This is a genomic window from Limnobacter sp. SAORIC-690 (genome assembly GCF_002954425.1).
In the GTDB taxonomy this organism is placed as follows: Bacteria; Pseudomonadota; Gammaproteobacteria; order Burkholderiales; family Burkholderiaceae_B; genus Limnobacter; species Limnobacter profundi.
The window spans coordinates 651,102-672,594 of sequence record NZ_MQVZ01000001.1 but is presented as its reverse complement, the minus strand read 5'-3'; the positions used below and the strand labels follow the sequence as shown (position 1 = coordinate 672,594).

Below are 21,493 nucleotides of genomic sequence, written 5' to 3'. Positions count from 1 at the left end.
CAACAACAGCCCCGTGTCGCCCAATGAGGGCGATGTCGTCATAACTCAGACTGAAATACCCAGGGCTCAGTGCCGAGAGGGCGATCGGCCTGAACTGGCTCTTCAGGGCCAAGTTCCGCTAAGCGACAGGTTGGCTGGGTTCCAGGGTAATAATTGCAATATTGACCTGGTTTCTCAGTACGAGGGCGAGGGCGCAAGCTGGATGCATACCTCGTATCGTGACTGCTCTTATTACGGCCAGGCCTTTGCTGCCACTGCTGTGTCTTCTCCAAGTGTTCCAAGAGCAACCCTGCAGCGGCCTGGCACAGTGGTCATGGATGTGAGCGATTCATCCAATCCCGTTGATGCAGGTCGACTGACCAGTGTGTCCATGCTTGATCCCTGGGAGTCTTTGAAGGTTAATCAATCACGCGGTTTGTTGGCGGCGGTGAATGGCACCAGTTCAGGTGGGGGGCCGGAATTTGACGTTTACGATATATCCAGAGACTGTTCACAGCCCCGTTTGCTTTTTAGTGGCCCTTTGGCTGATGACACTGTTATCGGCCATGAAGGCGAGTGGGCACCCGATGGCCTGACCTATTACGGCGGGGATTTGAATCAGGGGCAGTACTACGCAATCGATGTAGCAGATCCTTCCGCACCTAAATTCATCACAAAGTTTACTCCGCCCGTTGGTGTGCATGGTTTGTCTGTTAGTCCCGATGGCACACGCGGTTACGTTACTTTGTCTGGCACTGCTCGCAATGAGGGTAACAACACCAATGGCTTTGCGATCTACGATTTCACGCCCATTAGCCAGCGCAAAGTGGATCCAAGCCCTCAACTTTTGGCCGAAGTGTATTGGGCGGATGGCTCAGTGGCCCAGCACACAATTCCGGTGAAAATCGCAGGCAAAGACCACCTGATTACGGTGGATGAATTGGGGTCTGATGGAGTAAACGCCGCTGCCAGTCGTATTGTTACTTGCGGCTCAGATCGACTGCCGTTTGGTATCCCCCGCATATTTGATGTGAGTGATGTGAATAACATTCAACTTTTATCAAAGCTCACCCTTGAAATTAATCAGCCAGAAAACTGTGTTGAAGCCTCTGCGGACACTGCCGGGTTGGCTTTGTTCGGCTATGACAGCCACTATTGCCAGGTCGATGATCCGAACAACGCAAAGGTATTGGCCTGTGGTTATTTCAATTCAGGGCTGAGAGTATTTGATATTTCAAAGCCCAATGCAGTGAAGGAAATCGCCTATTTCAATCCGGCGATGAGACCTGGTCAAAAAGGTGGTTCTACATTCAATGTGACTGGCAATTGTTTTGGTGCAGACTGGACATCATCTCAACCGAGATTCGTTTTGGAGAAAAACGAGATCTGGTTTACTTCGCAGTGTGCAGGTTTTCAGGTGGTCAAAATAGATCCTGCTGTATTGCCCAAATGATCGTAAAAATCGGCAAATACGGACTGTTTTTTTTGGGCCTTACCATCGGGTGGTTTTTGGGCACTTTTGACTATCGCGCACCGGTAGTAGCCGAGTCCGCATTGGTGGCGAATATCGATATTGACACCGGGTATGCGCAAAGCATGTTGGTTCACCATCAACAAGCTTTGATCATGGCCAGTTTGATACAAGGTGAGCAAAAGTCTGATGTACAGGAATTGGCAAAACGTATCGTTCATGCGCAATCATTGGAGATGGAAAACATAAAGGGTTGGTTGGCAGGGCAACATGCGGCGGCCTTGCCTTTGAATGGCGATTTAATGGGGTGGATGAAAAATAATCGGCAATTGTTGAATGTGAATGAAACACTGTACCTGGAGCGTTGTGAAAGCAGTCCCTTGGGTATGGCAGGGCTGGTGGATTCTTTATCCATCAAGAAATTGGGGGATGAGTCAATACCCAGGCACCAAAGAGAATTGAGTTTTTTGCAGTTGATGATTGAACACCACGAGGGCGCTGTGGGCATGTCTACCTTGCCGTCACGTGCTGCAAACACCCCTTTTATTCGAAACCTTGCGCAGCATGTACTACAGCGACAAACACAGGAAACTGCCCAAATGCGGAGTTTGCTGGAAACACGATGATTGACGTCGGGCAAAATTCCTGAGGAAGTAGGGATATGCTTATTTCAACGGCAAAGGTATTTGCTGATTTTTACAACACTTTGGAGAAATAGACATGAGCTGGACCACCCCACAATTTGTAGACATGCGTTTTGGTTTTGAAATCACCATGTACATTGCAAACCGTTAATTTTTTTCGGTTGTTGCAGCAATAAAAAAGGAAGGCCAAGCAGAGTTGGCTTTCCTTTTTTATGCGCGGCGCAGTTGCTCGGCTGAATTCAAGGTCAGTTTCAAACCTTGCTCAAGCAGCGACCTGGCAATGTTTTCATCGCCAAAGCCGTAAGGGGCTGCTGGGGAGTGATCGTACAGCAGGCCCAAGTAAAGGTAGGCTGCCCCGTCGTTTGGTGCCAATGCAATTGCACGTTCAAGTGAAGCTTTTGCGTGAGCCTGAAACTGCAGCGCACACAGTCCTCCCAGTGATTTCGCGTACCCTGTCAGCACAATACCGTTCCAAAGTAGAACCTTTGCGTCATTCGGGTATTGGTGCGCCAGTTCCTGTGTAGTTTCAGCCAAACGACACAGCATGGCATCGCGAGTACGGCCAAAGTCGCAGCGAAGCGCTTGCGCCCAAGTGCCTTGAATGGCTTCAATACTATTGTCTGGTGCGGTTTCAGTGTTCGTTGGGCTGTTTGCAATGCCTCTGTCGATTACATTAAATACGCGTCTCATAGGTAACTCCTAAACCACGTTAATCACATTAAAGTGTTGCATGGTGGCAACCGTTTCATTGATTAACGCGGAAAATTCGTTTAGGAATACAAAGGATTGAGTTTTTGTTTCCTTTAGTTGATCTTCACGGTTCCTTTCATGCCTGCTTCTGTCTCAGACTGTCTGGAAACCAGGTCGTTGAAGTTGCCCGTCCTTATCGGAACGAACCACCACTGAACGGTCTGCCCCGGGTACACTTCTACCCGCCGTACCGGGCCGTAAATTTCAGCCAACGGTGTTTCACTGGCAGATCCGAGTACAACAACCTTGCGCGTGTATACCGAATCTGCCAAGCCATTGGAGCCAAAGTAATAGGACTTTTCGCCTTTGTTGTGAATGTTTAAAACTGTCAGGGTGCCCGTTTCAAACTGCAGGGTGGATGGTGAAAATTTTTTCTCACCAGCCTGGTTGCTCAACTCAACAGTGAAGTGCACAGGCTCCTGTTTGGTCAAATCTCCCGCAGCATAAGCAACATGGCTTGCGCTGTTGAGCAGCAAACCAGTGACAAGAGTCGAGCATGCAACAATCAACGAGCGTTTCATGGCTTACCCCGGTATATCCAGCGATCCTACGGACTTCGGCGACACCATCACGCCCCAGGGCATATTGCCTTCGGGAATGTCTTTGATCACGTTGCCAGTGGCGTAGTCCAAAACCAGAATGTTGTTGCTGCGGCCGCAGGCCACAATCAACTGTGTGTCATCGGGTGTAAAGCTAAAGTGCCAACAACGCTCGCCCACCGGCATTTCTCGCTTGAGCTCAAGCGTTTTTGCATCAAATACCTGAATCGCTTTACCACGTGCCAAGCCACCACAATCTCGGAACCATCGCGGGTATAAGTGACGCCATAGGGTACTTCGCCCGTGGCAGCCTCGTTAATCACATTGTAGTTTTTGTCCAGAATCAGCATTTTATTGCCGTACTCAAGTGTGACCACGAATTGCTCACCATCGGGCGAGCGTTTCACGCCGCGTGGTCGAATGCCGTAGCTTTCTGTATCGATCTGTTTGATCTTCTCGCCAGTTTCAATGTCATGTACCGATACATTTTCATCGGCTTCATTGGTCACAATGATGTGTTTTCCATCGGCAGAAAACTCAATGCCTTCGGTCTCAAACCCCGCCGTAATTTCCTTGATTTTTTCGCCCTTCACCAAGTCGATGATGGCCACTTGTGCTGGCAGTTCATCGCCTTCTTCTCGCTCTTTCTCGATGGCTTTGGCTTCGGCTGAACCGGGCTTTGGCGGAGGGCCGCCCTTGGAGGCAGGCTCGTAAGCTACAAATGCAAGGTTACCCAACACCCGCACAAATTCAGGGTTGATACCCACAGGCACACGGCGTACCACCTGGTTGGTGGCGGTGTCTACAATGGCCAAATCTTTGGTTTCTTTTACGGCCACCACCAGCAGCTTGCCGTCCTCGGTCAAGCCTACTCCGCGGCCACCTTCACCCACGTTAATTTCGCCGATCTTGGTGTAGTCGGCCAGTGAGTAAATGGTCACTGGGCCGTCTTGGTGGGTTACGTAGGCCACTGCTTGTGGTGCAGCCTGTTCAACTGGGGCTGCTGCTTCCGGGGCAACTGCTTCCTCTTTCTTGGAGCAGGCCGCCAATGCCACAGCCAAACCCAACGCAATCGCGCTTGTTTTGAATTTCATGTTCTTGTCCTCTCCCTTCTAATCGTTCAACGCTATGGAAGTTTCCCTGTTTTGTCCCGGGAAGATTTCCTGAAATATGAATTGTCATTGTGACAGGTCATGTGGGCAATTCCTTCCAAACGTTGATTTAACGCCATTTCTGCAAGCACTTTGAACCTTTGTGACAGTTTGGTTTCAATACACTGTGTAGTGTGACCAGTAACCATTTTGTAAAGAAGTACATCCATGAAGTATGTTCAAGAGAAAGTAGTGCGCAACCCCGAGTCGCGTTTGGTGCCCCGCATGGCGCTGTCTGCCTCCATGGGTTTTGCTGCGTACTGGACTTACCTGTACTTCAGCCAAACCCGGCATATTTTCAGCCCTGCGTTGAAGCACCATGAGGTGCTGACCCACCACGCACACGAATTCACTGAACTGCGTTTGCAAGTGGCTCCCGGCATTGAACTGGAAGGTTGGGTGCGCATGCCTGCTGGCCTGGGTGGTGCAGGCAGCAAGGCACCGTGCGCCATTTATTTCGGTGGCCGCAGCGAAGACGTGCGCTGGTTGCTCAATGAAGCGCAAGGCTTCAAGAATTTGCCCCTGGTGTTTTTCAATTACCGGGGATATGGCAATTCCAAAGGCACGCCGATGGAGAAAAATTTGGTGGCCGATGCGCGTGCCATTTACAAATGGGTAGCCGAACAACCTTGGTGCGACCGCAATCAAATTTCTGTCATCGGGCGCAGCCTGGGCACAGGGGTTGCCATGCAGTTGGCCGCCAGCACACCAGTGCACAAACTGGTGTTGTTTACCCCTTATGACAGCTTGATCAGCATTGCCAAAAAGAAAGTGCCTTTGGCCCCGGTGTCGCTGTTGTTGCGCAGCAAGTTCAAATCGAATGAATGTGCCGCGAATGTACGCAACCCCACCTTTGTGTTGCTGGCTGAAAACGATGAGGTGGTACCGCATGATTCCTCATTGCGCTTGATGCAGCATTTTGCGGTCAAACCCCTCGTGGCCACGGTGAAGGGAACCGACCATGTCAGCCTGCCGCACGATACCGATGCGCAAGGTTTGGTCAGTCATTTCTTGACGACGTAGCTTACCCACTCCCTGTATTCGCTGGGTGTTTTGCCAGTCAGTTTTTTGAATGCACGTGTGAAATTGGCGCGGTCCTGGTAACCCACACGTTGCGCAATTTCATCCACATTCAGCTTGCTGGTCTCAAGCAACAGGCAGGCGTCGCGTTGAATCACCTCGCCCAATAAATCTGTAAAGCTTCGCCCTTCGTTCTGTAGCTTGCGCTTTAATGTGCGCACCGACATGTGCAGGGTTTCTGCCATGTCTTCAAGTTGCGGGTAGCGGCCGTCCCGGCAAATCAGCAGGTTTTTCACGCGCCCGCTTAAATTGTCGCCTAGGCCCAGAGCAATCAATTCTTGCTCGCATTGCTGAATCACCATTTGTGCAGTGGTGGAGTTGGCGGTGGGCAAGGGCAGGTCAAGCCACCTGCCGGGAATTCGAATTTGATTACCAGCCGCATTGAAACGGCACTTGGGCAGGCTGCTGGCATAGCTCGCATAATAAGGCGGCTCAGGCCAGTCAAACCACAATTCAATTCCGCTGGCCTCGCGCTTGCTGCCCATGGGGTTGAACAGGCTTTCAAACAGCCGCCACACTTCAATCACAAAATTTTCAATCGCGAATTTGCGCACGGGTTCAAGCGGCATGGCTTCGCGCACGTGGCACGTCAGGGTGCGTTCGTCTTCACTGGTGTCTATGGTGTAGAAGGGCACTTTGGTGGGCAAAAAGCGAATACCCAGCTCAATGGCCTCACGCAGGGTTGCACAACTCATCAAACCAAAACCGATCATGCCCGCTTTGGTCAGGCTGCTTTGCAAACCCATGTCGATGGCAATGTGTTCGCTTTGAAACAGTGCCAGCAAATTCATCACGATGATGCCATGCTGGGCCGCGGCGATGCGGCTGTTGGGCACTTGCAGCTGGGCCAGTGTCAGCCCGCTGTGTTCCAGAATTTGCTCGGTCGCAAAGCCGCGTTGCACCGCATAGTTCACGAAAAACAGCGGGTAGGCTTGTGCCACCGTGGTTTGTTCCAGCAGCCGAAGCTGCGGCAGGTCTTTCAGTTCCATGCCCAGTACACCAGGGTTGCTCCCGCTACCAGCAGTTGCACGCTGTTGATGATCACGCTAAGCCGGTGTTTGCGATTGAATTCCGCACCGGCTGCTGTGTCCCCAGCCAGTTCCCGGTCGCGAAGTTCATTGATTTGGAGCATCAGAATTTGCCGTGTGTACACGCTGGCCAAGCCGACCAACGCCGATGGAAACAACACCCAAAAGCCGCCACCGGAAAGCCCTGCAGAAATGGCACTGAGAAAGCCGAACACGATCACATACAGGTAGTACCAAGGAAACACAGCGCGAATGAATGGCCCCGCTTGTTCCATTGGCAATTTGGTGAACACCAGCGGTGCAAACAAGGCCGAGAAGGCCAGAATGCCGCCGAACAAACCACCCAGGGCCAAGGTTGTCAGTGCTTGAAACCATTCCATACATCACCTGCTGCAAAGTTACTTCGAGCATTGATTGTGCATCAGTGGGGTGAGTTTGTGGCCCAAATTGACTCTAAAGTCGTCACTTTTCACACTCACGCCTGTTGCACCCAAACCCCTACACTGCATCTCATCGAAAACCAACACAACACGAGACACACCACATGGCCAGTTCAAAAAAAGAAGCACAAAACATTCTTGAAGTTGCAATCGTCGGCGCAGGCGTATCAGGCCTGGGCATGGGTATTCAATTGCTCAAGGCAGGTGAAACCAATTTCAAGATTTTCGACAAAGGCCACGATGTGGGCGGCACCTGGCGCGACAACACTTACCCCGGCTGTGGTTGCGATGTTAAAAGCAGCCTGTACAGCTATTCCTTCGAGCCTTGGGCCGAGTGGAGCAACAGCTACGCCAAGCAGGGCGAAATTTACAAGTACCTGCGCCACTGCGCCACCAAGTATGGTGTGTACCCCTACATTCAATTCAACACCAGCATCACTGGTTCAGCATTCGACGAGCAAGCTGGTTTGTGGAACATCACCACAGCCGATGGCAAAACCATTCAGGCCCGCAATGTGGTTACAGCAGTGGGCCCGTTCAGCGCACCCAAGGTTGCAGAATTCAAGGGTGCCGAAAAGTTCAAAGGCAAAACGGTGCACACCGCCGCTTGGGACCATTCCGTAGAACTGGAAGGCAAGCGTGTTGGCTTGATTGGCACTGGCGCCACGGCCGTGCAGGTTGGCCCCGCCATTGCCGACAAGGTCAAAAACCTGGTGGTGTTTCAGCGCACGGCCAACTGGATCATGCCGCGCCCAGACCGCAACATTGAAGAAGCTGAAAAAGCACTGAATCGCAAAACCCCGTTGAACATGAAAATGAACCGCCTGGGTGTGTACTGGTTCAACGAACTGACTGCACCGTTTTTGATTTTGAAGTACGACATGTTCAAGGCCCAGCCCGAGAAAATGGCCAGCAGCTACCTGGCCCGCAAGGTGAAAGACCCTGAGCTTCGCAAAAAGCTGACCCCCACCTTCAAGTTCGGTTGCAAGCGCGTGTTGGTCAGTTCCGATTGGTACCCCACCATGCAAAAAGAGCATGTGCATTTGGAAACCAATGCGATTGATTGCATCACCGAAAAAGGCATTCGCACCGCCGATGGCGTTGAGCACGAACTCGACGTGATCATTTACGCCACAGGCTATGAAGTGCGCCACACAGGTTCGCCAATCGACGCCAAAGGCATTGGCGGCGCAAGCTTGAACGACAAGTGGAAAGACGGCTCGGAAGCCTACCAGGGCATTTCAACTGCGGGTTTCCCCAACTTGTACTTCCTCGTGGGCCCGTTCACTGGCCCTGGCCACACGTCTGTTATCGCTTATGCTGAAGCGCAAATTGGTTATGTGATTCAGGCCATCAAATTGCGCCAAAAGCGCAAGCTTAAAGCCATTTCTGTGAAACCCGAAGTGGAACAGAAGTTTGTAAATACCATGGACTTCCGCAGCGAACACACGGTGTGGAAAAGCGGTTGCGCAAGCTGGTACCTCAGCCCCAATGGCCGCAACAACACTTTGTACCCTGGCTTGAACGCTGAATACCGCATGCGAATTGCACGTTTCAACCCGGCAGAATATGTGCTGACGGCCAGCAATGGCAAAACGGTGAAGCCGAAAGTGACAGACCACATCAGCACTGGTTTGATGGCGATCAAAGCCGCATAAAAGCTTTACAAACCGGCGTGGCTATTCGAAAAGAATAGCCTCGAGGCGTGCCATCACATCGTTTAAAACATGTTGCGGCACGCTTTCCTTTTTTGCAGCTTTGCGGGCTCGCCAATCGAGTGATTTCAGTTGGTGGCAGTGCACTGCACCCTGCGTGTCGCTGCCGCACCCCATCAATGTAACCACGGTACCGAATGATCGTGCTGCGGCCGCGGCCCCTTGCGAAATAGGGCAAATCATCGCCAATCCGCGTTGATTGAATGGCTTGCTGCTGACCACCAAACCAAAGTGTGGTCCTTTCATTTCTTGCCCACTGGCTGGGTCGAATTGAAGGTGAACAATATCGCCGCGGTTAGGAACGTAGGGCATCAGTTCTTTTCCAAACCGGTTTCTTGCAGTTCGTCCCACTGTTCGACCAATGGAAATTCTTGCGGCATTTCCGCAAGCAACTCGTTCAACTTGTATTTTGGCTTGGGCATCGCTTCCACGATCATTTTTTTTCCGCTCAACACCAGTTCCACTTGCGATCCTTCAGAGAGCCCGTTTTGGGCAACAAACGATTTTGGAATCGTCATCACCAACGATCCACCTGCTTTTCGTAAAGTTTGGCGCATGCTAGTTCCCAACATGAAAGTTTAATTTTAGTAGAACATAAAATCCTACTTAAGTAAAACATTGGCTCTACTACCCAGAATGGATAAAGATATTGATATTGAAACCTAAGAGGCAGACACTGGTCGTTCCCCCAAAAAAGGAGAGCGACCATGTCGACCCAAGGCACCAAAGCATCTGATCTGTTTGTTCAGGCCCTGGAAGCAGAAGGCGTAAAGCACATATTCGCTGTGCCCGGCGAAGAAAACCTGGACATGGTTGAAAGCCTGCGCAACAGCAGCATCAAACTGGTGTTGACCCGCCACGAACAGGGGGCAGGCTTTATGGCCGCCACCTATGGTCGACTCACTGGCCGTGCCGGCGTGTGCATGGCCACCTTGGGCCCTGGGGCCACCAACTTCACCACACCCGCCGCCTATGCCCACCTGGGTGCATTTCCGCTCATCATGATCACCGGGCAAAAGCCCATCAAGAAGTCCAAGCAAGGCCAATTTCAGATCATCGATGTGGTCAATCTGTTTGCGCCCATCTGCAAAATGAGCAAGCAAATCGTTCACGGCAACAACATTCCCGCCCTGGTTCGCGAGGCCTTTCGAATTGCCGAAGAAGAACGCCCTGGCGCCGTGTTGCTCGAGCTGCCCGAAGACATTGCCGCTGAACAAACCACTGCGCCCATCATTCCCCGCAGCGAGCGGCACTATGCCGTGGCCGATGATGTGGTGCTCAACGAAGCGGTGTCCATGATCCGCTCTGCCCGCATGCCGCTGGTGCTGCTGGGCGCCGGTGCAAACCGCAAACAGGCCAGGCTGGCTTTGCAAGAATTCATTGAAACCACCGGCATTCCATTTTTCAGCACGCAAATGGGCAAGGGCGTGGTGGATGAGGGCTCGCCTCATTTTCTGGGCACCGCAGCATTGTCAGACGGCGATTATTTGCACTGTGCCATTGAACGTGCCGACCTCATTGTCAATGTGGGCCACGATGTGGTTGAAAAGCCGCCGTTTTTCATGGCCCATGGCGGCAAGAAAGTAATCCATGTGAACTACCGTTCTGCCAAAGTCGACCAGGTGTATTTTCCGCAATGTGAAGTGGTGGGCGATGTGGCCCGCTCCGTGCAAAAGTTGACCCAGAAAATTGGCGGCAAAGTGGTGTGCGACCTCGCCTACTTCAAGCGCATTCGCGAAGAAATTGAATTGCACATCAAAGAAGGTGCGGACGACGACCGCTTCCCCATCATCCCCCAACGCCTGGTGGCCGAAACCCGCCGCGCCATGGGTGCCAAAGACATCATTGCGCTGGACAACGGCATTTACAAATTGTGGTACGCCCGCAATTACAAAGCCTATGAACCCAACACCGTGTTGTTGGACAACGCGCTGGCCACCATGGGAGCCGGTTTGCCCTCGGCCATGATGGCCGCCATGTTGTACCCCGATCGCCGGGTCATGGCCATTTGTGGCGACGGAGGCTTCATGATGAACTCGCAGGAAATTGAAACTGCGGTGCGCCTGAAGCTCAACTTGGTCGTTACCATTTTGAACGACAGCTCGTACGGCATGATTCGCTGGAAACAAGAGCACGCGGGCTTTGCTGATTGGGGGCTTGAGTTTGGCAACCCCGACTTTGTGAAGTACGCCGAGGCCTATGGTGCAACCGGCCATCGGGTGGGAAGTGCCGCTGAACTGGTGCCCACCTTTGACCGGGCCTTCAAAGCCGGGGGCGTGCACATCGTAGACGTGCCCGTGGACTATTCTGAAAACAAACGTGTGCTGATTGACGAATTGGCCGCAAAGGTGTGTTTGATATGAGTACCTCCATGAACAACGCCGCTTTGGAAGTAGTCAACCCCTTTGATCTAAAGCCGATTGGTGAAGTGAAGCTGGTCGATTGGCCCACCATCGATGCCTGGTTGAACACCGCCAGCCAATTGCACAAAACCCGCGCCAACTGGCTGCCCATGCACCAGCGAATCGCCATTCTCAAAAAAACGGCACAGCTGATGCAAGGCCGGTTTGATGAACTCGCCTTTCAAATTGCCAACGAGGGCGGCAAGCCCTTGATGGATGCCAAAGTGGAAGTAACACGCGCAATCGATGGGGTTGAGCTGTGCATCAAAGAATTGGGCCACCTCACCGGCACGGAAATTCCAATGGACCTGACCGCAGCAGGTTCAGGCCGCATGGCATTCACCACCCGCGAGCCCATTGGCCCAGTGGTTGCCGTGTCTGCGTTCAATCACCCCTTGAATTTGATTGTTCACCAGGTGGGCCCCGCCATTGCCACGGGCTGCCCAGTGTTGGTAAAGCCGGCCAGTGCCACCCCCCTGAGTTGCCAGGCCTTTGTGAACATGCTGTACGAGGCAGGCTTGCCCGAAGAATGGTGCCGCTTTGCGCCTTGCAAAAGCGACGTGGCCGAGCAAATGGTGACCGATGCCCGCGTGGCATTTTTCAGCTTTATTGGTTCGGGTGCCGTCGGCTGGCGGCTAAAAAGTAAATTGGCGCCCGGTACGCGCTGTGCGCTTGAGCATGGCGGTGTGGCCCCGGTTATTGTGGACGACTGCGCCGACCTTGAGGCCATGATCCCGGCCTTGGTCAAGGGTGGTTTTTATCATTCCGGGCAGGTTTGCGTTAGCGTGCAGCGGGTTTACGTGCCCGAAGACATGGCCACCGCCCTGGCGCAAGCCATTGCTGACAAGGCCTCGAAGCTAAAAGTAGGCAACGCCATACTGGCGGATACGGAATGCGGTCCACTCGTCAACCCGAATGAAGTCAAGCGCGTTGAGCAGTGGGTAAATGAAGCCGTAGCAGGTGGTGCACAGGTGTTGTGTGGCGCCCAAAGGTTGGGTGACACCACTTATGCACCCACTGTGTTGTTGAACCCGCCCCGCGATTCCAAGGTCAGTACCCTGGAAGTATTTGGTCCTGTGGTGTGTGTATACGGCACCGAATCGCTGACTGATGCAATTGCGCAGGCCAATAGCCTGCCGGTTGCATTCCAGGCTGCGGTGTTTACCCAAAAGTTGAAAGTGGCCCTGCGCTGTGTGCGTGAAATTGATGCCACCGCGGTCATGGTCAATGACCACACTGCGTTTCGTGTTGATTGGATGCCATTTGCCGGTCGTCGGCAGTCGGGGTACGGGGTTGGCGGAATTGGCCACACCATGCACGACATGACACAGGAAAAAATGGCGGTCATCAAGTTGTAATTACCGAGTAGATTCAAAACACTATGGCACTGAAAAAAGTAAATCTGAGTGATGTCACCGTGCTGATCCGCACGCGCAGGCGAGAATTGGGCCTTACCCAAAAACAATTGGGCGAGAGGCTTGGTATAGATCAGCGCACGGTGTCTTCTTTGGAGAAGAACCCGGGGTCGATCAGCGTGAACCGCCTGTTCGCTGTGCTTGACGCATTGCAAGTCAGCATGTATTCATCCACCGACCCTCGCGATGAAAGCAGCCTGGCTCGTCTCACAGTTGACCAGCTTTTTAGAAACGCAAAAATCGTTTAACTAGGGGCAAGCTCAAAGCCGGGTGCTCACCCCATCACCCGGTAAACATCACCCAAACTGATTCAATTCGCCGAAATCCAGGCTGGCAAGTAACTTCGCACGGTTATTCGCCAGCACCGCTTCTATGGATTTCGTTCAACTTCCCGTTTTTGGTCAATCGGTAAAGTCTGGTTTGGGGCTGCGTTTTCGCGGCAACTATTGGGCGTTTTTCGACAAACGCACCGAACTGTCGCCCTGGTTGGCGCTGCACAGAGAGTCGATCAACGACACCGAACTCGATGAACTGATGCTGCATGGGTTTCCGCGCACGCGCACCGGCGACACCGTCGATTGCAAAGTGCTTACCCACTTTGGCCTGGTGCAGGGCGATATGTATGCCGATGGTTTTTTCGTGGGCCGCAGCGAAAGGCAACGCACAGCCGCATTCACTGGCGATTTGCTGGTGATAAAAATACCGCTGACAGCCAACCCGCAAAAAGACCTGCTCAACCCCAACAGCATTTACTGGGCCAGTGAAACCAAACTGCTTGCACACCAAGCTGGCAGCACGGAATACGAACGCGGAAAAGCACTGGTTGAAATGGCCACTATTTTGCTGGCCCGCTGGCGCGAACACGATGCACAAAACCTTGAGTTCAAGGTGAAACACCGCATTCATGAACTGTGGGAAGAAGGCAAAGCCGTTGGGCAGGGCGCTGGCGCTGCAGCCATGGGCTTTATCGAAGGTTTGTGGAGCCTGATCAAGATCAGTGTTGAGTTCACTGTGAATGCAGTAAAGGCCACCTGCGCTGGGTTCGAGACGCTGATCAATTCCAACTTTGCGCAAATTCAGCAAATGCTGGTGGGTGCGGGCATGGCGGCCTACAACACCGCGCAAGAAATGATCGCGGCCTTGAAGGAAGGCATGCGCCTGTTCAACCTGATTGGATCAGATCGCCTGTTGCGCACAGGCCTGTTTGAATTTCTGGACGGATATTCTGAAAGCGTACCCCACCTGCGGCGCTTGCGTAATGCAGCCACGGTGGTGGTGGCCATAGGCATTGAAGTGCTGCTGGCACTGGCCACATTCGGCGGAAGCCTTGCCGTGGGCGCAGCGCGAGTGGGTGCCAGGGTTGCAAACGGTGCCAGCAAAGTGGGCCCATTTACCCAGGCTGCAATTAGACACCTGGCCAATTACGCCAAGGCGCTTGAAAAGGCACAGGCCTCCAAACTGCGTTCAATCGATGGTGCGCCCTCTGGCAACCGATCTTCAAAAAACAGCACCACCACCACCGCAGCGGCAAAGCCTGCTGAGCCCGGCAAGCCGGCAGCGAGCAATACACAAGGTGCAAACACACCCAAAGTGGCCGACACCAAAACAGCCGGTGAACCCATCAGCATGATCAACGGTGAAGAACTGCTGCAATTGCTCGATTGCTCAATGCCCGGCCTGGTGGGCTTGAACTGGCAGCGCACTTACCGCAGCAGCCTTGCAGAACAAGGATTCAATGCAGGGCTTGGGGCCGGTTGGGCGCACCCCTTAAGCCAGCACCTGCTAGCCCAGGCGGGTGCACTGGAAAGCAGCCTGAACTACATCGACGAGGAAGGCCGCACGGTTTACTTCAAGCCCTTGAAGGTAGGCCAGCGCTGCACCAACACCAGTGAATTTTTAACCCTGACGCGCACCGCAGAAACAGCCTACCGTCTGCAAGCCAGCAACGGGTTGGGCTTGGCCTGGCACTTTGAACATCTTGAATTGGCGCAGGGCAGCGAACCCACGCAAAACGAAACACAGCGCTTCTCGCTGGTTCGCATTGAAGACGCCTTTGGCAATGCACTTGCTATCGACTACACGCACGGCGTTCCCACCCACCTCTACAGCAGCCAAAGCAGTTGGGTACTGGGTTACAACGAACAAGGCTTGCTTGCACAAATTGCCCAACTGGCCAAAGGTTGTTCAGCAGACGAAACCGACACCGCCCTTGAACAAAACCAATTGGGTTTGAATCAACTGATACTGGTGCAATACCGCTACAACGCACAGGGCCAGCTTGTGGCCGTAAGCGATGCTGCGGGCTTTGAAGAACAATACGCCTACAACAAACGCAATGTGCTGGTTCAGCGCACGCTAAAAAGCGGTTACAACATTTACTTTGAATGGGAGCAGGCGGGCGAACACTCCCGCTGCGTGCGCCAGTGGGGCGACCCTGTGGGTGGTCAACCCACCTACCACTACCGGTTTGAATGGGATATTCACGGCACGGCTACCAACGTTGCCATGGATAGCCGCGGTGCACGCACTGAATACCAGTTCAATGCCCAAGGCCTACCCGTGCTTGAAAAGGGCCCTGAAGGCGCTGTTACACGCACCACCTACAACAGCAATGGGCAAGTGTTGGAACGCATTGATGCGCTGGGCCACCGAGAGCAGTTTCAGTACAACAGCCAAGGCCATTTGGTGGCGTACACCAACAAGCTTGGGCAGCTGCACAGGTTTGAAGTCAACGCACAGGGGCAGGTGTTAAAGCACATCAATGCTGAAGGCCATGTGCGCAGCAACACTTACACAGCCGAAGGTTTGCTGGCCAGCCACACCGATGCCACAGGTGCCACCACTCGCTACCGTTACAACCACCTGGGTTTGTTGTGTGAAGTAACAAACCCCTTGGGCCAAAGCACGCGCATGTTGTACAACGCGCAAGGCCAGCTGCAAGCGCAAACCAATGCACTGGGGCAAAGCAACACTTACCAATTCGACGCCTGGGGGCGGCTGGCAGGCATAAGCAACCCGCTGGGGCGCAGTGCCTATTACGCCTACGACTTACTGGGTCGATGCACCCGCGCCACCAACCACGAGGGCCTAAGCACCGAATACAGCTACGGCCCACTGGGCCAGCTTGAACGTATTACCGACCCCACCGGCCGCAGCACGGTTTACGAGTATGCCGACAAATTAAGCCAGCCCACCACACGCATTGATGCACAAGGTTTTACCCTTCGCTACCGCTACGACAGCGAACGCAATTTGATCGAACTGCAAAACGAAAATGGTCAAAGCTGCCACTTTGAATACGACCTTGCCGAACGCTTAACCAAAGAAAGCGGCTTCGATGGCCGCGTTCAAACCTACCAGTACAACGCGGCTGGCCACTTGCTTGAAAAGCAGGAATGGGGCATTTCGAATGATCAACCACTGGCCTACACACGCTACACGCGCGATGCCTTGGGCCGATTGCTGAAAGCCCGGCACAGCGATGGTGAAGAAGCCACCTTTGCCTACAATCCGCAAGGCCAATTGGTTCAAGCTAGCAACGCGCACCGCACCCTGCAATGGGAGGTAGATGCCGAAGGCCGCGTACTGGCCGAGCGTCAAGACCAACACCGCATAGAACACCAATACAACCCGGCTGGCTGGCTAAAGCAAACCAGCTGGGGCGCAATGTGTGGCGGGCTACCTTCGGGTGCGTTGGCCTACCAGTACAACGCATTGGGTTTGCTCAGCGAAATCAACTTCAACGGTGAACTGCTGGCGCAGTTCGAGCGCGACACCTTGGGCCGTGAAGTGGTGCGCAAGCTGGGCAACCAGGTTCACACCCAAAGCCTGTACGACCCACAGGGCAGGCTGGTGGGGCAGGTCAATCGCAGAGCAAACGGTTTTAAAACCGAACGAAGGGATGAACTTTCCCCCACCGTTTCCCGCCGGCGCTATTGCTACAACCAGCGCAACCAACTGGTGCGCATTGACGACCAAGGCCACGGCACCAGCCTGTACCACTACGATCTGCTCGACCGCTTGCGCGTGGTGGAAGGCCCCACACCGGAAGCATTTTTATTCGACCCCGCAAGCAATTTGCTTGAGGCGCTGGAGGGGCAAGAGGCCACCGATGCACAAGCAAGCCGTGCCCTGCCAGAGCCTGCTAGCCCCAATGCCCGCAGGCCACAACAAACCCCGGGCAACAGGTTAAAGCGCCAAGGCAACAGGCGCTTTAATTACGACGATCGCGGCAACCGCGTAGAAGAAATTGTTGAGCGCGGCCCACGCCGGGGGCAGGTAACACGCTACAGCTACAACGCACAAAACCAGTTGGTTGAAGTGCGAACGGGTGTTGGCTCAAACGCCAATACAAACGCCAATGCAAACGCCACCACTACCCGCTACGCCTACGATGCATTGGGCAGGCGGATTAGTAAAACCAGCCAGCATGGCGAGCAACAAAACACCACCACGTTTTACTGGAATGGTGATGTGTTGCTGGGTGAAATAAATTCCAACACCAAACCCAGCCGCACTTATTTGTTCGAACCCTTCAGCTTCAAACCGCTGGCCTTGGTTCAAAACGGCGAGGTGTTTCATTACCATACCGACCACATCGGCACCCCGCGAGAAATCACCGACGCCCGCGCAGAAGTGGTGTGGTCCAGCACCTTCAAAACCTACGGCGCACTGGCCGTAGCGCATGTGAACGAAGTGGACAACCCGCTGCGGTTTCAGGGGCAATACCACGACGAAGAAACAGGGCTACACTACAACAGGCACCGTTACTACGACCCCAACTGCGGCCAGTTCACCACGCAAGACCCGATTGGTTTGCTCGGTGGAATGAATGCATACCAGTACGCACCGAACCCAATGACATGGGTTGATCCATCTGGTTTGCTATGTAAGGAAAAGTTTCGTACAGCGCCGCGTTCAAGTTATGAAGGGCGTATGCACAGATTAGAGAAGCCAGGGCAGGAAGGAACAACTTGGGAGGCTGGTTCATGGAATGAAAATGCGTCACATCGCTACTCCGAGCCCGGTATTGGTGCCGTATATGGCGGTACAACCAAAAAAACTGCGTTGGAGGAGGTGAGGCATTACGACAACAAAGTGGGTTATGACTCAGGCCTCCGAAAATACAAATATAAAGATGTAAAGATTGATGACGTTTTGGATTTAACTGATCCAAAGGTAAGAGATCACTTAGGCGTGTCACTAGACGATTTGACAAAAACCGGACCAGGCCAATATGACATCACTCATGAGATCGGCAGAAATGCAAAGGATATGGGTTATAAGGGTATCGTTGCTCCGTCAGCTCGACATCCTGGTGGAGCCAATGTGATTGTATTTGGAGGATTTTAATTTGAGCCATAAACGTGAAAGAACACCTGAAGGCCAAGGGTTTGAATTGGATTACGACAGGTACAGTAGTCGTCTCAACCGAAAGTTCGCTAATGCTGATGAGTGGTGGAATAGCTACTCTGATCTCGCTCAGGAGGAATGGGGGAAGTTTTCTAGGCAGCAGGATTTATTGGAAAAAGTTAACGGTGATCATCGACTGGCTTGGATAATTGCTCACTTCGTAGGGGAAAGTTATGAACACTGGCTTACAAGAGATGACATCGATGGATTGGGTGGCTATTCTCCCAGTGAGTGTTTGGAGACTACTTGGGGAGTAAAACGTTTGCGCATGCTTTTCATGCAGATGGCGTGCTAGCTTTTTTTGAACCTGAAAAAATATTCCGAGCCATTAAACAAATTCATGTGAGTTCACTGTTTACCGAGCCTTGTTCGATGGGTTAGCAGTAAGCCCCCGCTAGGCAACAGGCGGTTTACTTACGATGCACGCGGCAACCGCACAGAAGAAATAATCGAGCGCGGCCCACGCCGGGGGCAGGTAACACGCTACAGCTACAACGCACAAAACCAGTTGGTTGAAGTGCGAACGGGTGTTGGCTCAAACGCCAATGCAAACGCCACCACTACCCGCTACGCCTACGATGCATTGGGCAGGCGGATTAGTAAAACCAGTGAACGTGATCAACAACAAAACACCACTACGTTTTACTGGAATGGTGATGTGTTGCTGGGTGAAATAAATTCCAACACCAAACCCAGCCGCACTTATTTGTTCGAACCCTTCAGTTTCAAACCGCTGGCCTTGGTGCAACACGGGCAGGTGTACCACTACCACACCGACCACATCGGCACCCCGCGAGAAATTACCAACGCCCGCGCTGAAGTGGTGTGGTCCAGCACCTTCAAAACCTACGGTGCGCTGGCCCTGGCCCACGTGAACGAAGTGGACAATCCACTGCGGTTTCAAGGTCAGTATTACGACGAAGAAACAGGGCTACACTACAACAGGCGCCGGTACTACGACCCCAACAGCGGGCAGTTCACCACGCAAGACCCAATCGGTTTGCTGGGTGGAATGAATGCGTACCAGTACGCACCGAACCCCATGACATGGGTGGATCCGTGGGGGTTGAGTTGTAAGGAAGGAAATGAGTCTGAATTCTCTGGAGATTCTAGAACAAGCCCTTGGTTGTCAGACAAGAGAGTTGGTGTTGTTTCACACTTGGAAACCTTCAGAGGTGGAGGTTCCTATTTGATCCCCAAAAGTGCTTATGAACGATTCGTAGCAGGCAAACCTATGGCCGGAGATCCTACAGGTCAATTTATAACTACTAAATCGGCAATGGATAAGTTATTAGGTAAAGCCAATGGAAGCTTGGATTTTATTAAAAAGGAACTAAGTATCCCCGAAAATGCTTGGAATGAAGAACTTATGCGAGTTGATGTTCACAATCCTCTTTTGCATAACGCTAGGTTTCCGTCTGGTTTTGAGCGTGGAGCTAATGAATTATTTAAATGGGGCGGATATACAAAGGGAGGCATGCCAGAGATAGTTGTGGATCAGTTCCCCATCGGCGGCTATTCGGCAAATACGATTGGAGTTAAACCATAATGAAAGAGAAAGATATTTTTTTAGACTATTACGAGTCTTATCGACTTTTTGAAAATGAGTCTGGAGAGCTTTTTTTTGGTGTTTTATGCGGGGGGGTAGGTATGTTCGAGGCTAAGATTAAACTGAGTAAAGAGGAGATCGAGAAGTATCAATCAGAGGGTCAAAAATATTTGAAAATATTGGCTGAGGACATTCGTCATAACACGTCCAAATATAGTGTTCGATTTGTTGCTTGATTTATCTGAGTCTTTTGAACGCTTTGCACAAACGACTTAAGTAAACTTTGGTGCGAGGTCATTCCAGAAGCTAACGGCCCCAACGCCACAACAAACCCCGGGTAACAGGTTAAAGCGCCAAGGCAACAGGCGCTTTAATTACGACGATCGCGGCAACCGCGTAGAAGAAATTGTTGAGCGCGGACCACGCCAAGGGCAGGTAACGCGCTACCGCTACAACGCCCAAAACCAGCTTGTTGAAGTGAACGTGGCGGGGGTTATAACCCGCTACGCCTACGACGCGCTGGGCAGGCGGATTTCAAAAAGCACTGAGCAGGGCACCACCACCTTTTACTGGAATGGTGATGTGCTGTTGGGTGAAATCAATGAGGGTGTGAGCAACACCAGCAGTGATGGCAGTACCAAACCAAGCCGCTCTTATTTGTTTGAACCTTTGAGCTTCAAACCGCTGGCCTTGGTGCAACACGGGCAGGTCTACCACTACCACACCGACCACATCGGCACTCCGCGAGAAATCACCAACGCAAAAGCCGAAGTTGTGTGGTCCAGCACCTTCAAAACCTACGGTGCGCTGGCCCTTGCGCATGTGAACGAAGTGGATAACCCACTGCGGTTTCAAGGGCAGTATTACGACGAAGAAACGGGGCTACACTACAACAGGCACCGCTACTACGACCCCAACAGCGGGCAGTTCACCACGCAAGACCCCATCGGTTTGCTGGGTGGAATGAACGTCTACCAGTACGCACCGAACCCCATGACATGGGTGGATCCGTGGGGGTTGAGTTGTAAGGATGGTGGGGGAGTTAGTGGTAAATACGGTCCACATGAAGAGGGGCCGCTTGGAGATCCAAATGATCCGAGGTCGAAGGCCTCAACTTTTAGAAGTGGCACTTACACCGAAAAGGTATCTGACGGGAATGTAACTGTATATCGAGATCATGGTGGTAAAGCGTCGGCTGATGGTCGTTTTTGGACTCCAGAGCCCTCTGCAGGCCCACTTCAATCTCAGCTAGATAGTGCAGTCTTACCAGAATGGGGCAATACTTTTGAGAATCAATCCAAAATGACTTTGCCAGAAGGGACTGTTTACTATGAGGGGCCAGCCGCGCCACAAACCGGTACCGTGGGTATGCGCCCTCAACTGATGGGCGGGGGAATTCAAATTTATGTTCCAAAAGTTGATGCGAGGTTAATTAAGCCAAATGTTCCATAAAGATTTTTTGCTTTTAAAGCAGTGGTTGGCAGATGTTGGGTGTGTGGTGTTTTATTTGGAAAATCCGGTGCTTGGACGGCCTGGCGATAATCAATATAAATATTTGAATGCCACATTGAAAGACGGTATGGGAGTATTTAACTTCTCCGATGGTTTAAGGATCGAAATATCTAAGCCTATCAAGCTTGATATTTCAGGGGCTTACATTGAACTTCATTCAATTGAAATTCTTGGTGTAAGTTGGCGTGGAAACTTTGTTGAATTGCATGACACATCACTTCGCATAGAGAGGTAATACGACTTGTACCGTCATAGTATTAACTACAGCTACGGACATTAAAGCAAACGCCGTAAGGCCAAGGTCTCCACGCCGAAGAAGTTATCGAGCGCGGCCCGCACCTATCTGTCGAACCTTTCAGCTTCAAACCGTCTAGAACGGATTGGATATCCGATTGTGTTGTTCGCA

The 21,493-nt window shown here is 52.4% G+C and carries 22 protein-coding genes and 1 pseudogene; 15 read left to right on the top strand and 8 right to left on the bottom strand.

Annotated features, from left to right (window positions below):
• The first annotated feature begins 202 nt into the window (after positions 1–202).
• From BSZ31_RS03130 to pqqA, 3 genes are all read left to right on the top strand, one after another.
• Positions 203–1,432 (top strand): LVIVD repeat-containing protein, encoded by a 1,230-nt coding sequence (locus BSZ31_RS03130; protein ID WP_146106569.1) that lies wholly within the window; start codon positions 203–205, stop codon positions 1,430–1,432.
• Positions 1,429–2,076: a DUF305 domain-containing protein gene (locus BSZ31_RS03125; RefSeq protein WP_105027513.1), complete on the top strand. Its 648-nt coding sequence runs from the start codon at positions 1,429–1,431 to the stop codon at positions 2,074–2,076. The genes BSZ31_RS03130 and BSZ31_RS03125 overlap by 4 nt, the downstream gene beginning before the upstream one ends.
• 94 nt (positions 2,077–2,170) lie before the next feature.
• The gene (pqqA, locus tag BSZ31_RS17525) at positions 2,171–2,245 is read left to right on the top strand and encodes a pyrroloquinoline quinone precursor peptide PqqA (RefSeq protein WP_008247588.1); all 75 of its coding nucleotides are present in this window, start codon (positions 2,171–2,173) and stop codon (positions 2,243–2,245) included.
• A 59-nt stretch (positions 2,246–2,304) separates the two neighbouring features.
• Here pqqA and BSZ31_RS03115 read toward each other — a convergent pair whose 3' ends face one another.
• From BSZ31_RS03115 to BSZ31_RS03105, 4 genes are all read right to left on the bottom strand, one after another.
• On the bottom strand, positions 2,305–2,784 hold the full coding sequence (locus BSZ31_RS03115) for a hypothetical protein (protein WP_105027512.1): 480 nt from the start codon (positions 2,782–2,784) through the stop codon (positions 2,305–2,307).
• Positions 2,785–2,897: 113 nt separating this feature from the next.
• Positions 2,898–3,365 (bottom strand): hypothetical protein, encoded by a 468-nt coding sequence (locus BSZ31_RS03110; RefSeq protein ID WP_240605631.1) that lies wholly within the window; start codon positions 3,363–3,365, stop codon positions 2,898–2,900.
• Positions 3,366–3,368: 3 nt separating this feature from the next.
• On the bottom strand, positions 3,369–3,509 hold the full coding sequence (locus BSZ31_RS17005) for a hypothetical protein (protein ID WP_240605755.1): 141 nt from the start codon (positions 3,507–3,509) through the stop codon (positions 3,369–3,371).
• Between the two features lie 2 nt (positions 3,510–3,511).
• Entirely contained in the window at positions 3,512–4,477 is a 966-nt protein-coding gene (locus BSZ31_RS03105) for a YncE family protein (protein ID WP_206018535.1), read from the bottom strand.
• 225 nt (positions 4,478–4,702) lie between these two features.
• Between BSZ31_RS03105 and BSZ31_RS03095 the strand changes: the two genes are divergently transcribed.
• Entirely contained in the window at positions 4,703–5,557 is an 855-nt protein-coding gene (locus BSZ31_RS03095; RefSeq protein ID WP_105027509.1) for an alpha/beta hydrolase, read from the top strand.
• Here BSZ31_RS03095 and BSZ31_RS03090 read toward each other — a convergent pair.
• Together BSZ31_RS03090 and BSZ31_RS03085 are read right to left on the bottom strand one after the other, a co-directional pair.
• Entirely contained in the window at positions 5,539–6,603 is a 1,065-nt protein-coding gene (locus BSZ31_RS03090; protein WP_105027508.1) for an AraC family transcriptional regulator, read from the bottom strand. The two genes, BSZ31_RS03095 and BSZ31_RS03090, sit on opposite strands and share 19 nt — an antisense overlap.
• Positions 6,594–7,022: a DUF4149 domain-containing protein gene (locus BSZ31_RS03085; protein WP_105027507.1), complete on the bottom strand. Its 429-nt coding sequence runs from the start codon at positions 7,020–7,022 to the stop codon at positions 6,594–6,596. Before BSZ31_RS03085 ends, BSZ31_RS03090 begins: the two co-directional genes overlap by 10 nt.
• A 164-nt stretch (positions 7,023–7,186) precedes the next feature.
• Between BSZ31_RS03085 and BSZ31_RS03080 the strand changes: the two genes are divergently transcribed.
• Complete coding sequence (locus BSZ31_RS03080; protein WP_105027506.1) at positions 7,187–8,740, top strand: NAD(P)/FAD-dependent oxidoreductase; 1,554 nt, start codon at positions 7,187–7,189, stop codon at positions 8,738–8,740.
• Positions 8,741–8,761: 21 nt separating this feature from the next.
• Here the strand turns inward: BSZ31_RS03080 and BSZ31_RS03075 are convergent, their stop codons facing one another.
• Together BSZ31_RS03075 and BSZ31_RS03070 are read right to left on the bottom strand one after the other, a co-directional pair.
• The gene (locus BSZ31_RS03075) at positions 8,762–9,109 is read right to left on the bottom strand and encodes a type II toxin-antitoxin system PemK/MazF family toxin (RefSeq protein WP_105027505.1); all 348 of its coding nucleotides are present in this window, start codon (positions 9,107–9,109) and stop codon (positions 8,762–8,764) included.
• On the bottom strand, positions 9,109–9,354 hold the full coding sequence (locus BSZ31_RS03070; RefSeq protein WP_105027504.1) for an AbrB/MazE/SpoVT family DNA-binding domain-containing protein: 246 nt from the start codon (positions 9,352–9,354) through the stop codon (positions 9,109–9,111). The genes BSZ31_RS03075 and BSZ31_RS03070 overlap by 1 nt, the downstream gene beginning before the upstream one ends.
• A 150-nt stretch (positions 9,355–9,504) precedes the next feature.
• Here BSZ31_RS03070 and BSZ31_RS03065 point away from each other — a divergent pair, with 150 nt between their 5' ends.
• The 10 genes and pseudogenes from BSZ31_RS03065 to BSZ31_RS03025 all read left to right on the top strand — a co-directional run bounded on the left by BSZ31_RS03065 (position 9,505) and on the right by BSZ31_RS03025 (position 21,322).
• The gene (locus tag BSZ31_RS03065; RefSeq protein ID WP_105027503.1) at positions 9,505–11,160 is read left to right on the top strand and encodes an acetolactate synthase large subunit; all 1,656 of its coding nucleotides are present in this window, start codon (positions 9,505–9,507) and stop codon (positions 11,158–11,160) included.
• Entirely contained in the window at positions 11,157–12,557 is a 1,401-nt protein-coding gene (locus tag BSZ31_RS03060; RefSeq protein WP_105027502.1) for an aldehyde dehydrogenase family protein, read from the top strand. Before BSZ31_RS03065 ends, BSZ31_RS03060 begins: the two co-directional genes overlap by 4 nt.
• A gap of 23 nt (positions 12,558–12,580) precedes the next feature.
• Positions 12,581–12,862 carry a helix-turn-helix domain-containing protein gene (locus BSZ31_RS03055; RefSeq protein ID WP_105027501.1) on the top strand — a complete coding sequence of 94 codons (282 nt, stop codon included), beginning with the start codon at positions 12,581–12,583 and terminating at the stop codon, positions 12,860–12,862.
• A 124-nt stretch (positions 12,863–12,986) separates the two neighbouring features.
• Complete coding sequence (locus tag BSZ31_RS03050) at positions 12,987–17,966, top strand: RHS repeat-associated core domain-containing protein (protein WP_105027500.1); 4,980 nt, start codon at positions 12,987–12,989, stop codon at positions 17,964–17,966.
• Between the two features lies 1 nt (position 17,967).
• Positions 17,968–18,321, top strand: coding sequence for a hypothetical protein (locus BSZ31_RS03045; RefSeq protein WP_105027499.1), 354 nt, complete (start codon positions 17,968–17,970; stop codon positions 18,319–18,321).
• A 222-nt stretch (positions 18,322–18,543) separates the two neighbouring features.
• A complete protein-coding gene (locus BSZ31_RS17675) occupies positions 18,544–19,575 on the top strand; it encodes an RHS repeat domain-containing protein (protein ID WP_304466331.1) in 1,032 nt (343 codons plus the stop codon).
• On the top strand, positions 19,575–19,811 hold the full coding sequence (locus tag BSZ31_RS03035) for a hypothetical protein (RefSeq protein ID WP_105027497.1): 237 nt from the start codon (positions 19,575–19,577) through the stop codon (positions 19,809–19,811). Before BSZ31_RS17675 ends, BSZ31_RS03035 begins: the two co-directional genes overlap by 1 nt.
• A 151-nt stretch (positions 19,812–19,962) precedes the next feature.
• A pseudogene (locus BSZ31_RS17750) lies at positions 19,963–20,127 on the top strand (hypothetical protein); the annotation flags it as partial.
• A 30-nt stretch (positions 20,128–20,157) separates the two neighbouring features.
• Positions 20,158–21,027 (top strand): RHS repeat domain-containing protein, encoded by an 870-nt coding sequence (locus tag BSZ31_RS17670; RefSeq protein ID WP_369907280.1) that lies wholly within the window; start codon positions 20,158–20,160, stop codon positions 21,025–21,027.
• Positions 21,017–21,322: a hypothetical protein gene (locus BSZ31_RS03025; protein WP_105027495.1), complete on the top strand. Its 306-nt coding sequence runs from the start codon at positions 21,017–21,019 to the stop codon at positions 21,320–21,322. The genes BSZ31_RS17670 and BSZ31_RS03025 overlap by 11 nt, the downstream gene beginning before the upstream one ends.
• Positions 21,323–21,493: the final 171 nt, after the last annotated feature.